Below are 14,648 nucleotides of genomic sequence, written 5' to 3'. Positions count from 1 at the left end.
TCCATGAATAAGGTTGATTTGCTCAGAATGAGCCTGAGCAGTCTGTGGCGGAGAAAGCTGCGGACTGTCCTTACAGTGCTGGGCGTGGTCGTGGGAACAGCATCGATTGTCGTTATGATTTCTCTCGGACTTGGCCTGAATAAGAGCAGTATGGAGCAGATTGAGCAATACGGCGGACTGACTACAATTACTGTTTATCCCAACGAGAGCGGTTACAGTTATACCACCTACAGCGGCGGGGGCGTCATGATTGAAAGCTCCTCATCCAGCGACAGCAGCAGTAACGAGCCCATCCGGATTGATGATGCCATGATGGAGACGCTTTCGCAGATTGAACATGTGGAGGTAGCTTCTCCGGTGCTTTCCATCTCTGCCCTGGCAAAGCAGGGGATATGGGAAGGCAATATCTATATCCGGGGTATGAGTCAGGAAGCGCTGGAGAAAATGAATCTTGAGGCGGCGGAGGGAACGATTCCCACGTCGGAGGATGAGCTTCAGCTGTTTTATGGAAATACGGTAATTACGAATTTTTATAATGCCAGGACTCAGCAGTATTATTGGGAGACAGGAGAACTGCCGGAAGTGGATTTCATGAACGATCCCATGTTTGTGATTTTTGATATGGACGCCTACTATAATAATAAATATGGCGGCACAGATGAGAACGGCACTCCGGTTCCGGCTCCGAAGAAATATGTTGTTCCCGCCTGCGGCGTAATGGCAGGGGGAGAGGAAGAGTATGGTGAGAATTCCAGCTATGTGCTCTGCAATGTGAACGCTTTGAAAAAACAGCTGACAAAGGCGTTTAAGGGGAAAGCGATTCCCGGCCAGCCAACGAACAGCGCGGGAAAGCCATATAAGGAAATCTATTATGATGAAGCCTATATCCGGGTGGATGATATGGATCACGTGGAAGAGGTACAGGAGCAGATACGGGCGCTGGGCCTTCAGGCAAACAGTAATGTGGAGTGGATGAATCAGGTGAAGGAGCAGTCCCGTTCCATTCAGGCGGCTCTGGGCGGCATCGGCGCGGTGTCTCTCTTTGTCGCGGCCATTGGTATTGCCAATACCATGATGATGTCCATTTATGAACGCACGAAAGAAATCGGAGTCATGAAGGTGCTGGGCTGCGATTTGTCAGCTATTCGGAATATGTTTTTGACAGAGGCAGGCTTTATCGGACTGATTGGAGGCGCCATCGGCCTGGTTCTAAGCTATATTATCTCAGCAGTCATTAATTTTGTGATGAAGGGAATGTATGCTTCAGGAATTTCGTATATTCCCATCTATCTGGCGGTTGTGGCCCTGGTGTTTGCCGTGTTTATCGGTATGCTGGCGGGACTGTTCCCGGCTCTCCGGGCTATGCGGCTAAGTCCTCTGGCTGCTATAAGAAATGAATAAATTTGAGCTCTGAAGTTTATGAACAGGAAGAAAAGAGACAGACGGGCGGGTTTTCTGGAAACCGCTGTCTGTCTCTTTTTTCTGCCGGTTTTGACGAAGGCAGGAATTCTGGTTTTCATGAAATGCAAAAGGAAAAGAAACCGGATGAACCGGATGAACCGGCAGGGGCACAGGGTCAGCCCTGGCAGGGCAGTCCCAGAAGCCTGGCTCCGTTCTTATATAGAATCTTTTCCAGTTCTTCCTCGGTGAAACCGATTTTCCGGATATATTCCATATCCTCCTTCTGTCCGCTCCAGGGGGAGTCTGTGGCGAACAGGATCTTGTCGATGCCGTGTTTTCTGCACATCCGCAGAATCTGGCTTGGCAGGGCCAGGCGCAGGATGTAGGCCAGGTCCATATAGTAATCCCCGCCCACCAGAAGGTGCTCGGATTCATTTTCCATGTCATGGCCGCCCAGATGGGCCAGAATGAGATTTTCGGCTGAGCCTCCCGGAAAGACATCCTGGATCATGCGGCGGAGACGCCTTGGCGTGGCGTTGACCTGCTTGGGAAAGCCCAGATCCCGTCCGCAGTGGATAGAGACGAGAAGCCCCAGCTGTGTGGCGTAATCGATAATGCGCTCGTAACCGATATCGTCGATATAGGTATTCTGATAGGTAGGATGGAGCTTGATTCCTTTCAGGCCCATCTGCTTTATAATATGCAGTTCCTCTTTGTAGTTCGTGGAAGCAGGATGGATGCCTCCAAAAGAAATAATGGAAAGTCCCTCTTCATCCGGTTCTTCATGAGTGATGGAATGGGCAAACTCGTTGATATGGCGGAACTGAGAGGGCTTGGTTACAATGGGAAGTACGACGGAATGAGTGACCCCCGCTTCTTTCATGGAGAGACGGAGCTCCTCCAGGGTGCCGTCTGTATAGGCGACCACTCTGCCTGTAAATTCCAGATTGTAGACAGCTCTGTGGGCAATATTGTCGGGAAATATATGAGTATGAAAATCAATGATCATAAAAAGGAACCTCCTTATGCTTACCGGCTGAAATGTCTTTGTTCTGTCAGCGGCAGTTACATTATAAGAGGTTCCCTTTCATTTTTCAAGCAGAGGTTCTGACCCGGCGGCTCAGAACTGCTGTCTGGAACTGCGGCTTAGGAGAGGGGAAGACTGGAAAGACGGATAAAATATCCCTGTTCTTCTCGGCAGACCGGGCAGCGGGGCGGTACTTCGCAGCCGGTATAAATATGACCGCAGTTCAGACAGATCCAGGATTCTTCTTTTTCAGAGGAAAACAGCCGTCCTTCTTTCATCAGTTTCGCAAAGGCGCCAAAACGGTCCCCGTGGGTTTTCTCAATGGCGGCGATGCTGTAGAAGGAAGCCGCGACTGCTGTGAAGCCCTCTTCCCGGGCGATATCGCCGAAGGTTTTATAGACGGGGTCATGCTCTTCGTATTCGTTGTGCTGGGCGGCCTTCAGCAGATCATCCATATTGGTGTAGATATCTACAGGGTAGCCTCCGTCCACATGAATGGTGGTGCCGGAGAGCTGCTTCAGGTGGTCGTAAAAGATTTTGGCGTGCGCCCGTTCCTGACTGGCGGTATAGTTAAAAACCGTTTCAATAACGGGAAGCTGCATGGAACGGGCCTGCTGAGCCGCAAAGGTGTAGCGGTTGCGGGCCTGGCTCTCTCCGGCAAAGGCACGCATCAGGTTTTCGCGTGTTTCGCTTTTCTGAAATTCAACTGTCATAAAAATGCTCCTTCCTGTTTTTGGAGATAGTATGCGCAGTTTGGGGAAAATCTATCAGAAAATCTATCAGAAAATTTGGTTACAATTTGTTTACAACTTGGATAAGAAAAGGCTATACCTGTAGGCTATCCTTATGAAAAGGCTGTGGGCAGACAGGAAGCCGCGAGCCTGTATAGTCTGTATAATTGTATAATACAGTAGAAAGAATGCCCTTCCCCAATGCGCTGGGAAAGGGTATGAGGGGGGAAACGAATTTGGAAAAACGAAAAATTCTTGTCATCGAGGACGAAAAACCGATCGCGGAGATTTTGAAATATGGCTTTGAAAAGGAAGGTTTTGAAGTATTCTGTGCCGGTACAGGGGCAGAGGGCCTCAAGTCCGCAGAGGAAAGACAGCCGAATCTGGTGCTTCTGGACTGGATGCTGCCGGATATCGCGGGCGTGGATGTCTGCAGGCTTCTGACGGAGAGAGAAAATGTTCCCATCCTGATGCTTACAGCCCGCAGCAATGTGGAGGACAAGCTGTATGGGCTGGAATCCGGGGCAGACGATTACGTAACCAAGCCTTTTGACCTGAGAGAGGTGGTAGCGCGGGTACACACCATTTTGAGGCGGTTTGAGAAGGTACAGGAGAGCAGGAGAACAGAAGCTTCCTGCTGTTCCATCGCAGTGTCGGAAGAAGAACATACGGTTCTGCGGGACGGACGGCCCGTGGATCTGACGCCCAAGGAATTTGATCTGCTTTTGTTTTTTGTAAAGCATCCCCGCCAGGTATTTACAAGGAGCGCCCTTCTGGATCAGATCTGGGGCTTTGATTATCTGGGAGATACGCGGACGGTGGATATTCATATTCAGCGTCTCCGCCGCAAGGCGGATTTGGGCGAACAGCTGGTGACGGTTTTCGGAGTGGGGTATAAATATGTTCCCTGAAAGAATACAGGAGCAGCAGGGCGGGAAACCGAAGAGGGATATGGAGCGGCAGACCGCGGGAAAGGGTGGAATCTGGTTCGGACTTCGCGCCCAGACGCTCTGCGGCCTGCTGGCTATCTTTGCCCTGAGTGCCCTGATTCTTTCCTGGATGGCCAGCCGGCAGCTGGATGCGAACCGTGAGGAGCAGATTGCCAGAGAGCTTTCGGTAATTCGTGAGAATACAGAGGTTTATGTACGGCAGCTGCTGATCTTGAACGAGGCCAACAATGACGAAGAAAGCTTTCGGTCTCTGGCAGAAGATATAGCGCTGGAGCTGGAAGGCAGCGGCACGGAATTACTGGCGGTCTGCTCCCGGAAGGGAGAAATGCTGGCTGGTTCCCTTCAGAGCGGCTCATCAGAAGGGATGTCCTGGGAACATCTGTGGGCCAGGGGAAGAGATCTGGCGGAAGCGGTGGATGGAAATGCGGCGTTTACGCTGGTGTATGAGGAAGAAGGAGTTCTTACGGTGCTGTTTTCCATGCCGGTGTCGGTGGAAGGGAAAACCATGGGAATTATCCGCAGCGCGATGGATTACAGCGCACTCTGGCAGCAGGGAAGACAGATGGAAAGGACGATTCTGCGGGCGGCAGCCATTGTATTTCTGGCGGCGTTTTTTCTCATTGCGCTGTTCCTGAACCGGGCATTGAAGCCTGTCGGGCGGCTGGCCAAGGTATCGCGGCAGATGACCCTCGATCTGCGGCAGGAGCAGATCAATACAGAGCTTCTCGCGGATCTGGCGGATTCCGGGCGAAGGGATGAGATCGGGGAACTGTCCCGGGATTTCAGCGCCATGCTGAGCCAGACCGGACGCTATATCAGCAGGGTCCAGGAGGATCGGGACCACATCCGGGCGCTGATGGAAAGCCGGCAGGAATTCTACAACAATGTAACGCATGAGCTGAAGACCCCGCTGACTACGATTCAGGGCTATGCCCAGCTGATTGAAGCGGATGGGGGAGAAGATCCGGAGCTGCTCACGAAAGGCATCGGACATATCCTTCATGAGAGCACGCGGCTTCACCGCATGGTGCTGGAGCTTCTGGAAATGGCGGATAAGGGCATGGCGGAGGAACCTGTGTCTGTGGACATGAACCGGCTGATCCGGAGTGTGGCAGAGGCGATGGAAATCAAGGCGAACCGCTACGGCTGTTCCATAAAGCTCCGCCTGGAGGAAAACCTGAGGGTATCCGGTGTCGAAGAACGGCTGCGCCAGATCTTTATCAACCTGCTCGACAATGCGGTGAAATACGGAGAAACAGGAGAACGAATCCGCGTTATGGGGCAGAGAAGAAGAGAAGGCGTCTGGTTCTGTGTGGAAAACAAAGCTGACAGAGCATTTGAGGCGGCAGAGCTTGAGAGTGTTTTCGAACCATTTTACAGAAAAGACAAGGAGTATTCCAGAGAACAGGGAAGCGCAGGTCTGGGCCTTTCGATCTGCAGGAAGATTGTGACGGAGCATGGAGGGCGTATATGGGCGGAAAACGCGCCGGACAGCAGGGTGAGATTTTGTGTGTTTTTTCCGGAGAAGGAGGACCAGGATGAGAGCTAAAACGGTATGGACAGCGTGGCTCTGCGCGCTCTGCCTGTTGCTGGGCGGCTGCGGAACGGCGCCTCAGACGAAGACTATACTTCTTCCGGAGGAGGAGACGGAAACGGCCGATCCGGCATATACGAAAGGACAGGACTACACAGTACATAAGATTTACAGCAGAGAAATCAAAGATGGACTGCCGTGGCTGCCGGAAATTTATCTGGATGGAGAGCACGGCTTCCGTTACTGGTCATCCGGGCAGCAGGAAGACGGCCTTTCCGCAGAGGAACAGGAGCTGTCCGGCAGTGAAGAACAGGAGACCGGGTACAGCGGGGAGAACATGGCCTGTCTGGAGACTTCTGTGGATTACCGTTATGGATTTCATGAGGAACGGGAGCTGCCGCTGGAGCCGGGAGATTCCGGCCGCCTGGCGCTGCTTCAGAAAACTGTGGCGCGGGGGCAGACAGAGGGAGAGACGGGTTGCGACGCCGTATCTCCGGATGGAAGATATGTGGTCTATATTGATGATACACAGTCGGATTCCTGGGAGCAGCTTTATTTGTTGGATACCAGGACGGGGGATGTTATGCAGCTTCTGGACGGGCGCAGAATGGAGCGCCCCAGAGAGGAATACCGGATTCTGGCGGCATGGTCGCCGGATTCAGAGGTGCTGTGCTATGGATTCTGCATGAGAGAGCTTACGGAAGAAAAAGTCCGGTTTGACGGAGATGTGCTCCATTTCAGACAGCTTTCCAGCGGGGAACATACTTTCATCGGAGCGTTTTCCTGGAATGAATCGATGGAGCTGGGAGAGCTTGCGGATATCCAGCTGTATGCAGACTGGAAAGACGGCAGGCTCCGGGCGTCCCTGGTATACAGCTTCATTTCTGATCAGCAGAATACGTCGGAGGACCTGTTCCGGGTGCAGTTTATTTACTTGAACGATCTGGATGGAGTGAATGGATCGGAAAGTGTTGGCTGGCCCCCTTCCACAGAGATCCTGGCGGACACCGCTTACGGAAAGCTCCCGGTGTATCTGGACGCAGAGCAGGATCGGGTGTATATCGCGCAGGAGAGAAGGATTTATGTATATGATGGAGCGGGAGACTATCAGGAACAGATAGAACTGGAGCCGGATACGCAGATTGCCGGTTTTCTGGTTCTGGACGATGGAAATACGGTGATTGCCGCGGAGCGGTCGTCCGGTAAGCCGGATACGGATATCTGTCTGTATCAGCGAAGCGGGGATTCTTTTGCCAGACGTACGCTTTACATGGGCTGCGGCTATGTATACCGCATGGAGTATGACGCGGATCACAACCGCCTTCTGATTGATGCCAGCAATGCGCTGGAAGAACGGGATCTTTCCTTTTATACCTGGCAGGGGATCGTGCTGGAATTCTAAGCGGCGCCGGCGTACCGGAAGTACAGAGCTTCCGGTACGCCGGCGCCTGCATGGTCTGATACAGAAATGTTACAGGCGTGAGAAGTCAGCGAAACAAGTAAATGCTACACTGTCCGAAGGAATAAAGGAGGTCTGGATATGTGCGGCATTTGCGGTTTTATATGGGATGATACAGAAAGTGGAGAGGTCAGCGCGCTGCGTGGAAGTTTCACGGAGAGAGCGGGGAAGGTCCCGGTTTTGGGGAGTGAAACGCGGCCTGCGGCGCTGGAGGCTATGATGAACGCGCTCCATCACCGGGGGCCGGATGACGGCAGGATGCATCTGGATGACGGAGCGGCGCTGGGGTTCCGGCGGCTTGCGATCATCGATACGGCAGGCAGTGCCCAGCCCATGAAAAATGAAACGGGCAGTATCGTGCTGGTTTTTAATGGGGAAATCTATAATTATCAGGAACTGCGGGAAGAACTGATCTCTCTGGGACATCAGTTCCGGACGAAAGGTGATTCGGAAGTCCTTCTTCACGGGTATGAGGAGTGGAAAGAAAAACTGCCGGAAAGATTGAGGGGGATGTTTGCTTTTGCGGTCTGGGATGCCGGCAGGAAAGAGCTTTTTCTGGCCCGGGATTATTTTGGCATCAAGCCATTGTACTATGCGCTGATCGGAAATGTGTTTCTTTTTGCGTCAGAAATCAAGAGTATTCTGGAGTATCCGGGGGTGAGGCGGGAGTTGAACGAAGAGGCGCTGGAGCAATACCTTTCTTTTCAGTATTCTGTTCTGGAAGAGACGTTTTTCAAAGGGATTTACCGGCTGGAGCCGGGGGCCTGCCTGAAATACCGGGCCGGAAAACCCGTTCTGGAACTGCGCCGGTACTTTGTCCCGGAGCTCGCTCCGGAGCAGGAAGACGCAAGAAAAGCAGAGGAAGAGCATTGGAAAAAAGAAGTCGATAAAGTAATGCGGGACAGTGTACGGGCGCATATGCGGGCCGACGTGGAAGTGGGAGCCTTTTTGTCGGGCGGCGTGGATTCTGCCTATGTGGCGGCCCTTCTGAGCCGTGAAAACCAGGAAGGCGGAATGGAAGAGGAAAAGGAAGCGGACAAGGCTTACGGAAAGCGGGCTTATACCGTGGGCTTTGAGACGGATGGGTGCAGATATAATGAGATTTCCAAGGCAGACCGGATCGCCGCGGAGTGCGGCCTGTGCCATAAGAGCCGTCTGATTCGGGAAAGGGAATTCTGGGAGGCGGTTCCGGAAGTTCTGTACTATCTGGATGAGCCTCTGGGAGACGCCTCGGCGGTGGCCATGTATTTTCTGGCAAGGGAGGCGTCCCGGGAGGTAAAGGCCGTAGTGTCCGGAGAGGGAGCGGACGAGCTGTTCGGAGGTTATCAGATTTACTGCGAACCGGCGTCCCTGCGTCCTTACCAGCTGCTGCCGGAGGCTTGGAGAAAGGCTGCCGCAAAGCTGGCCGAGAGACTGCCGGATGTGAAGGGAAAGCAGTTTCTGATAAGGGGAAGCCTCGGCGTAGAGGAGCGCTTTATCGGGAACGCCCGCATCTTTTCCTATGAGGAACGGCGGAAAATTTTGAAAAAGCCCACGCAGGCAGTGCCGCCTGCCAGGCTCCTGGAAAAAGACTATGAGCGGACAAAGGGAATGCGTGATGCAGACCGTATGCAGGAAATTGATCTGCGCCGGTGGCTGGCCGGAGATATTCTGATGAAAGCGGACCGGATGAGCATGGCCCATTCCCTGGAGCTGCGGGTGCCTTTTCTGGACCGGGAGGTCTTTGCCCTTGCCCGCCGGCTGCCGGGCAGTCAGAAGCAGCGCGGCCGGACTACGAAGCGCATTCTGCGCCGGGCTGCCGCTGCTTATCTGAATGCGGATGCGGCGGAGAGGCCAAAGCTTGGCTTTCCGGTGCCTATCCGTGTCTGGCTCCGCGGGGATGACGCCCAGGAACGACTTCGGACTGCCTTCAGGGGTCCGGCAGCGCGGAAATACTTTCACAGGGAGGAGCTTCTGCGTCTTCTGGAAGAGCATCGGAACGGGCGAAAGGATAACAGCCGCAGGCTCTGGACCGTGTACGTGTTTTGTGTGTGGTATGATATTTATTTCCGCGGGCAGTGAGCCAGGAGGAGGCGGCCCAGGCCGCCCCCTTAACTTTGCGCCTGCGCGTCCATTTGGCGAACGCCGCGGAGCATATATTTTTGCCGGGGGTGGAAATCAGAAGGAATTTTCAGATATGAAAAAACCTCTGAAACTCAGAGGTTTTTGAGAGCGATAGACGGGACTCGAACCCGCGGTCTCGACCTTGGCAAGGTCGCGCGTTACCAACTACGCCACTATCGCATATTCTGTTATTTTCTCTTGTGTCTTGCTGTTTTGCATCAGCGACATGTTGTATAATACATGAAATGGATTCATTTGTCAACAGTTTTTCTAAAAAAATTTAAAAAATTTTTTCTGCAAATATTATCCTGATATTTACAGAAATTCTAGGAAGTATTTCGTCTTGTAAATATGCCCGGAATTCCCTATAATGGAAAGAAGGCAGTTATGCAGTGCAGATGGGATTCCTTGCAGATGAGGCCGTAAGAAAGTAATTAGAAAAATATAAATGGGGAGGCTTGAAGGGAAATGAGCTATGCGGATCAGATATTTATAGACATGTGCCGGGACATTATTGAAAACGGAACCAGCACAGAAGGAGAAAAGGTGCGTCCAAAATGGGAGGATGGAAGCTTTGCCTATACGATCAAACGGTTTGGCGTGGTGAACCGTTACGATCTCTCAAAAGAATTTCCGGCTCTGACCCTGCGCAGAACAGGGCTTAAGAGCTGTATGGACGAGATTCTGTGGATTTATCAGAAAAAATCGAACAATATTCATGATCTGAACAGCCATATCTGGGACGAATGGGCGGACGAGACAGGTTCCATCGGAAAGGCCTACGGCTATCAGATCGGAGTGAAGAGTCATTATAAAGAGGGCGATATGGACCAGATGGACCGGGTGCTCTTTGACCTGAAGCAGAATCCCTACAGCCGCCGGATTATGACGAATACTTATGTGTTCGCGGATTTGAGTGAGATGCACCTCTATCCCTGCGCCTACAGCGTGACTTATAATGTGACGAAGCGTCCGGGAGAAGACCGGCTGGTCCTGAACATGATTCTGAACCAGCGCTCCCAGGATGTGCTGGCGGCCAACAACTGGAATGTGTGCCAGTACGCGATTCTGCTGATGATGGTGGCGCAGGTCAGCGGTATGGTGCCCGGAGAGCTGGTGCATGTGATTGCGGACGCGCATATTTACGACAGGCATGTGGATATCATCAAAGAACTGATTTCCCGTCCTGCGTATCCGGCGCCCAGGGTTTCGCTGAATCCGGAGGTGAAAGATTTCTATCAGTTTACCACGCAGGATCTGATCGTGGAAGACTACGTGACGGGACCGCAGATTAAAAATATTCCAATTGCAGTGTAAAGGAGAAGAGACGAAGATGAATCTGATTGTAAATGTGGACAAAAACTGGGCTATCGGCTATAAGGGAAAGCTGCTTGTGAGCATTCCGGAGGATATGAAGTTTTTCCGTTCAGAGACTACGGGGAAGGTGGTGGTTCTGGGACGAAAGACCCTTGCGACCTTTCCGGGAGGTCTGCCTTTAAAGAACAGAACGAATATCATTCTGACCCGCAATGAAGATTTTACAGTGAAGGATGCCGTAGTCTGCCATTCCGTGGAGGAGACTCTGGAGGAATTGAAAAAATACCCTTCCGAAGATATCTATATCATCGGAGGGGATACCATTTACAGGCAGTTCCTGCCCTTCTGCGACGTGGCTCATGTGACGCGGACGGAGCATGCTTACGACGCGGATGCCTGGTTCCCCAATCTGGACGAAGATCCGGAGTGGGAGCTGACAGGCCAGAGTGAGGAAAAGACCTATTTTGACCTGGAGTTTACCTTCTGCCGATACGAGCGGAAGAAAAAGGATTTCTGATTGCGCAATGAAAAAAAGTGATCTATAATGAGACAAAAGCCGCCGGCAGACGGCAGATTTTAGGAGGAGACAGGTTATGGAGAAAAAGAATATTGACTGGGCAAACCTTGGATTCGGCTATATCCAGACGGACAAGCGGTATGTATCCAATTATAAGAACGGAGCCTGGGATGAAGGCGGACTGACCGATGACGCCACTGTAGTGATTAATGAGTGCGCCGGCGTGCTGCAGTATGCGCAGACCGTGTTTGAAGGTCTGAAAGCTTACACGACAGAAGACGGTCATATCGTGACCTTCCGTCCGGATCTGAACGCAGAGCGTCTGGAGCAGTCCGCGAAGCGTCTGGAGATGCCTGTATTTCCGAAGGAGCGTTTTATTGACGCTGTGACACAGGTAGTAAAGGCGAACGCTGCCTATGTACCGCCCTACGGCACAGGAGCGACCCTGTATATCCGTCCGTATCTGTTCGGAACCAATCCTGTCATTGGCGTGAAGCCTGCGGACGAGTATCAGTTCCGTATGTTCTGTACTCCGGTAGGCCCCTACTTCAAGGGCGGCGCAAAGCCGATTACCATCTGTGTATCTGACTTTGACCGGGCGGCGCCCCACGGCACAGGCCATATCAAGGCAGGCCTGAACTATGCCATGAGCATGCACGCGATTATGGAAGCCCACCGCAACGGCTTTGATGAGAATATGTACCTGGACGCTGCTACCAGAACGAAGGTAGAGGAGACAGGCGGAGCCAACTTCCTGTTTGTGACGAAGGACAATAAGGTCGTGACTCCCAGGTCGAACAGCATCCTGCCGTCCATCACCCGCCGCTCTCTGATCTATGTGGCAAGAGAGTATCTGGGTCTGGAGGTAGAGGAGAGAGAGGTATTCTTCGATGAGGTGAAGGATTTCGCAGAATGCGGACTGTGCGGAACCGCGGCTGTCATCTCTCCGGTAGGAAAGATCGTGGATCACGGCAAAGAGATCTGCATGCCCAGCGGCATGGAGAAGATGGGACCGGTGATCCAGAAGCTGTATGATACTCTGACCGGAATCCAGATGGGACGCATCCAGGCTCCGGAAGGCTGGATACACGTAGTGGAGTAACAGGGTTGTCCGGCGGATTTGACTGGTCCGGAAGCGCTTAAGACGTCTCAGGAAAAAAAGTATGTAAAATACCCCGCAGCAGGCAGAGGGACGCGGATTTGCGGCAGCCTTTGCTTCCTTCGGGGTATTTTGTCTGATTTACGATCTTGCAGACCGGACAGTAAAAACGTATAATGGTAAGTAGCCTGGTAACTGTGAAGGGATGGAACGGTTACGCAGTCTGAAGGTATGTACAGATTTTCGGAGGAAGAGAATGGCAAACAGAGGAAAGAAGAGAAGAATACTCTCTTATCTGCTCAGTTATGATACGAACCTGATCGTGGCAGTCATTTTTCTGATTGTCTTCGGCCTTATTATGATATACAGCGCCAGCTATTATACGGCCAGCATAAGGGAGTCCTACAATTACGATCCCACATTCCTTCTGAAGAGCCAGCTGAAATACAGCATCGTGGGACTGGTTGTAATGCTTCTGGTGGCTAATATCAATTACCGGACCTGGCGGTATTTCGCGGTGCTGGGTTTTTTTGGATCTGCAGTGCTGATTCTGCTCCTGCTGGTTCCGGGACTCGGTTACAGCGCCAATGGAGCGACAAGGTGGCTGACCATTCCGGGACTGGGGCGGTTTCAGGTGGCAGAGCCAGTGAAGGTGGCTATGATCATTTTCTCAGCCGCCTTTATCTGCAAATTCGCGTCGGCGCTGAATAACCTGCTTACCTTTATTAAGGTCATGATTCCGACAGCAGTCATTTCGGTGATGATTCTGCTGATCAGTGACAACATGAGTACGGCAGTGATCGTGTTTGGCATCAGCTTTCTGATGGCCTTTATGGTGTACCCGAAATATTATCCCTTTGTCATTATGGCGGCTGTGGGAGCCGTCTTTGTGGTGGGGGTTATCTACTATACGATGGAATATGCGGATTCGGATTCGGCCTTCCGTATCGCCCGGATTCAGGCCTGGCTGGACCCCTATTCCTATGAGTCGGACAAGGCTTATCAGTCCCTTCAGGCTCTGTATGCCATCGGTTCCGGCGGCCTTTTCGGAAAAGGGCTGGGGAACAGCATCCAGAAGCTGGGAGCGATTCCTGAGGCATATAACGATATGATTTTTGCGATTGTCTGCGAGGAGCTGGGAATCTTCGGGGCCGGCCTGGTGATTCTGATGTTTATCTACCTGCTGTACCGGCTTTACAGCGTGGCCCAGCAGGCCGAGGATCTGTTCGGAAGGCTGCTGACTATCGGGGTCTTTTCCCATGTGGCCCTGCAGGTGATTCTGAATCTGATGGTGGTGACCAGCCTGTTTCCCACGACAGGCGTGACTCTGCCTTTCTTCAGTTATGGAGGGACGGCTACCGTATTTCTCCTGGTGGAGATTGGAATGGTACTGAATGTGGAAAAAGAAAGCCGCTTTAAGAGAGAGCGGGAAATGAGGGAGGCCAGACTGGAATGAGAGAATATACAAAGGTAATCCGAATCGGGGACAGAGTTATCGGCGGAGGAAATCCGGTGCTGATTCAGTCCATGACAAACACGAAGACAGAAGATGTAAAGACGACTGTGGAGCAGATTCAGGCGCTGACGGCTGCAGGCTGTGATATTATCCGCTGCGCGGTGCCGACGATGGAAGCGGCGGAGGCGCTGTCGGAGATTAAAAAGCAGATTACGATCCCGCTGGTGGCGGATATTCATTTTGATTACCGTCTGGCCATTGCCGCCATGGAACACGGAGCGGACAAGATCCGCATCAATCCGGGAAATATCGGAAGCCGGGACAGAGTACAGGCAGTCGTTGATGTGGCAAAGGAGCGCCAGATTCCGATCCGGGTGGGCGTGAACAGCGGTTCTCTGGAAAAGGAGCTTGTGGAGAAATACCATGGGGTCACGGCGGAAGGAATCGTGGAGAGTGCCCTCGACAAGGTGCATCTCATCGAGGACATGGGATATGATCAGCTGGTGATCAGCATCAAATCCTCGGATGTGCTGATGTGCGCCCGGGCTCATGAGCTGATTGCGGATAAGACGGATTATCCTCTCCACGTGGGCATCACAGAGGCGGGAACCCTGTTTTCCGGAAATATCAAGTCTGCGGTGGGCCTTGGAATCATTCTTTATCAGGGAATCGGCGATACGATTCGGGTATCCCTCACCGGCGATCCGCTGGAGGAAGTGCGCTCCGCAAAACGGATTCTCAAGACGCTGGGGCTGCGCAAAGGAGGCATTGAGGTGGTGTCATGTCCCACTTGCGGACGGACGCAGATCGATCTGATCGGTCTTGCAAACCGGGTGGAGCGCATGGTAGAGGATATCCCGCTGGATATTAAGGTAGCTGTCATGGGCTGTGTGGTGAACGGCCCCGGAGAGGCAAAGGAAGCGGATATCGGCATTGCCGGAGGCGTGGGAACAGGTCTTCTGATTAAGAAAGGCGAGATTGTAAAGAAGCTTCCGGAGAACGAGCTTCTGGACGCCCTGCGCTATGAACTGCTGCATTGGAATGAGGAGTAAAT

General features: G+C 52.5%; 12 protein-coding genes and 1 tRNA gene. 10 read left to right on the top strand and 3 right to left on the bottom strand.

Annotated elements, in window-relative coordinates; all coding sequences use genetic code 11:
• Positions 1–3 precede the first annotated feature (3 nt).
• Positions 4–1,401 carry an ABC transporter permease gene (locus B5E82_RS01525; RefSeq protein ID WP_087305590.1) on the top strand — a complete coding sequence of 466 codons (1,398 nt, stop codon included), beginning with the start codon at positions 4–6 and terminating at the stop codon, positions 1,399–1,401.
• A gap of 175 nt (positions 1,402–1,576) precedes the next feature.
• On the opposite strand, the gene B5E82_RS01520 is transcribed toward B5E82_RS01525, so the two are convergent.
• Positions 1,577–2,410, bottom strand: coding sequence for an amidohydrolase family protein (locus B5E82_RS01520; protein WP_087305587.1), 834 nt, complete (start codon positions 2,408–2,410; stop codon positions 1,577–1,579).
• A 137-nt stretch (positions 2,411–2,547) separates the two neighbouring features.
• A complete protein-coding gene (locus tag B5E82_RS01515; protein WP_087305585.1) occupies positions 2,548–3,141 on the bottom strand; it encodes a rubrerythrin family protein in 594 nt (197 codons plus the stop codon).
• Positions 3,142–3,395: 254 nt separating this feature from the next.
• On the opposite strand from B5E82_RS01515, the gene B5E82_RS01510 reads away from it, so the two are divergent.
• The 4 genes from B5E82_RS01510 to asnB all read left to right on the top strand — a co-directional run bounded on the left by B5E82_RS01510 (position 3,396) and on the right by asnB (position 9,163).
• On the top strand, positions 3,396–4,070 hold the full coding sequence (locus tag B5E82_RS01510; RefSeq protein WP_087305694.1) for a response regulator transcription factor: 675 nt from the start codon (positions 3,396–3,398) through the stop codon (positions 4,068–4,070).
• Positions 4,060–5,658: a sensor histidine kinase gene (locus tag B5E82_RS01505; protein ID WP_087305583.1), complete on the top strand. Its 1,599-nt coding sequence runs from the start codon at positions 4,060–4,062 to the stop codon at positions 5,656–5,658. The genes B5E82_RS01510 and B5E82_RS01505 overlap by 11 nt, the downstream gene beginning before the upstream one ends.
• Complete coding sequence (locus B5E82_RS01500; RefSeq protein ID WP_087305581.1) at positions 5,648–7,045, top strand: hypothetical protein; 1,398 nt, start codon at positions 5,648–5,650, stop codon at positions 7,043–7,045. Before B5E82_RS01505 ends, B5E82_RS01500 begins: the two co-directional genes overlap by 11 nt.
• 138 nt (positions 7,046–7,183) lie before the next feature.
• Positions 7,184–9,163, top strand: coding sequence for an asparagine synthase (glutamine-hydrolyzing) (asnB, locus tag B5E82_RS01495; RefSeq protein ID WP_087305579.1), 1,980 nt, complete (start codon positions 7,184–7,186; stop codon positions 9,161–9,163).
• Between the two features lie 149 nt (positions 9,164–9,312).
• On the opposite strand, the gene B5E82_RS01490 is transcribed toward asnB, so the two are convergent.
• Positions 9,313–9,385: transfer RNA gene (locus tag B5E82_RS01490), tRNA-Gly, on the bottom strand.
• A gap of 288 nt (positions 9,386–9,673) precedes the next feature.
• Here B5E82_RS01490 and thyA point away from each other — a divergent pair.
• The 5 genes from thyA (at position 9,674) to ispG (ending at position 14,646) form a co-directional block, all read left to right on the top strand.
• Positions 9,674–10,522, top strand: coding sequence for a thymidylate synthase (gene thyA / locus B5E82_RS01485; protein ID WP_087305577.1), 849 nt, complete (start codon positions 9,674–9,676; stop codon positions 10,520–10,522).
• 16 nt (positions 10,523–10,538) lie between these two features.
• Complete coding sequence (locus B5E82_RS01480) at positions 10,539–11,039, top strand: dihydrofolate reductase (protein WP_087305574.1); 501 nt, start codon at positions 10,539–10,541, stop codon at positions 11,037–11,039.
• 76 nt (positions 11,040–11,115) lie between these two features.
• On the top strand, positions 11,116–12,141 hold the full coding sequence (locus B5E82_RS01475) for a branched-chain amino acid aminotransferase (protein WP_087305571.1): 1,026 nt from the start codon (positions 11,116–11,118) through the stop codon (positions 12,139–12,141).
• 253 nt (positions 12,142–12,394) lie between these two features.
• Entirely contained in the window at positions 12,395–13,594 is a 1,200-nt protein-coding gene (locus B5E82_RS01470; RefSeq protein ID WP_087305569.1) for an FtsW/RodA/SpoVE family cell cycle protein, read from the top strand.
• Complete coding sequence (gene ispG, locus B5E82_RS01465; RefSeq protein ID WP_087305567.1) at positions 13,591–14,646, top strand: flavodoxin-dependent (E)-4-hydroxy-3-methylbut-2-enyl-diphosphate synthase; 1,056 nt, start codon at positions 13,591–13,593, stop codon at positions 14,644–14,646. The genes B5E82_RS01470 and ispG overlap by 4 nt, the downstream gene beginning before the upstream one ends.
• Positions 14,647–14,648: the final 2 nt, after the last annotated feature.

Source organism: Lachnoclostridium sp. An138 (assembly GCF_002160765.1).
In the GTDB taxonomy this organism is placed as follows: Bacteria; Bacillota; Clostridia; order Lachnospirales; family Lachnospiraceae; genus Laedolimicola; species Laedolimicola faecalis.
The sequence above is the reverse complement of the archived record's forward strand: the minus strand, read 5'-3'. Positions and strand labels throughout refer to the sequence as shown.